Source organism: Exiguobacterium sp. s145 (assembly GCF_018618835.1).
In the GTDB taxonomy this organism is placed as follows: Bacteria; Bacillota; Bacilli; order Exiguobacteriales; family Exiguobacteriaceae; genus Exiguobacterium_A; species Exiguobacterium_A artemiae.
The window spans coordinates 1-1,291 of record NZ_JACSMV010000044.1 but is presented as its reverse complement, the minus strand read 5'-3'; the positions used below and the strand labels follow the sequence as shown (position 1 = coordinate 1,291).

1 protein-coding gene is annotated in these 1,291 nt (G+C 40.2%); it reads left to right on the top strand.

The genetic code is table 11. From position 1 onward, the window contains the following. Positions 1-86 precede the first annotated feature (86 nt). Positions 87-1,249, top strand: a protein-coding gene (locus KNQ07_RS15925) for an IS3 family transposase (protein WP_214767976.1) whose coding sequence is annotated in 2 segments (ribosomal slippage) — positions 87-363 and positions 363-1,249 — 1,164 coding nt in all. Because the reading frame shifts where the segments join, the coding sequence is not laid out codon by codon here. The last annotated feature ends 42 nt before the right edge of the window (positions 1,250-1,291 follow it).

The window sequence follows — 1,291 nt, the reverse complement described above, 5'->3', positions numbered from 1 at the left end:
TGGGCTAACCTAAAATTTTGAGACAATATAAAACACCTTCGGAGTGGTACACTTTTAAAAAGTACTAATATCGGAGGTGTTTTTGCATGGGCAAAAACGTATATTCAAGTGAAGTGAAATGGGCGGTAGTCAAAGAAAAACTGAGTGGTGAGCTAACGACGAAAGAGATCATGGAGAAGTACGGAATCAAAAACAAATCGCAAGTCGAAACATGGATGAGATGGTATCGGTCTAATGAACTCTATCGATTCGATCAGCCGATTGGAAAACAATATACCTATGGACATGGACCAGATTCTGCGAGTGAGGATGACAAGAGAGAACGACAAATATCTCATCTGAAGATGGAAAACGAGATCTTAAAAAAGTACATGGAGATCGAAAGAGAGTTGAGAAAGAAACAGTCATAAAAATTGTAGAGTTTCTTCGGGGGAAGTATACAGTCATCGCTATTCTTAGTGCTTTGAATGTATCAAGAGCAAGCTATTACCGTTGGATTAAAGAATCTGTGAAAGCACCGTCGGTGCTAGAAAAAGCCATCATTGAACTAAGTAAACAGACGAAGTATCGGAATGGACATCGAAAAATAAAGGCATTATTACAGCAAATCTATCAGTTGAAAGCCAATCGGAATACCGTACAGAAAATCATGCAAAAACACCATCTCCAATGTCGGATTAAGCCGAAACGAAGATGGAAGTCTCAAGGTGAGCGCATCATAACGGCACCGGATCTTATCAAGCGTGATTTCACAGCAAGTAAACCGAATCAGAAGTGGGTGACGGATATCACCTATATCCAATACGGCAGCACGACGAAATATCTTTCAACTATCATGGACCTATTCAATAACGAAATCATCGCCTATAAGTTATACGAGCATCAACAAACGCCTCTTGTGATCGATACGTTGAAGATAGCGCTTGAGAATCGAAACTACCCCGAGGGGGTCATCCTTCATTCGGACCAAGGAAGTGTCTATACATCATACGCCTTTCAAGAATTCGTTAAGAGGAATCACCTAACAAGCAGCATGTCTCGTAGAGGAAACTGTTGGGACAACGCAGTTATCGAATCGTTCCACTCTAATTTAAAGTCCGAGGAGTTTCAGTACGTCAAATTTAATTCACTAAGAGACCATGAGGTCTCTGAACGCGTTATCAATTACTTAAATTACTATAACGAAGAACGAATCCAAGAAAAATTAGGCTACCTGACACCGAAAAAATACGGTGTACTGGCAGCCTAATCAAGGTGTTTTATATGTGTCTCATATTGCTAGGTCAGTCTA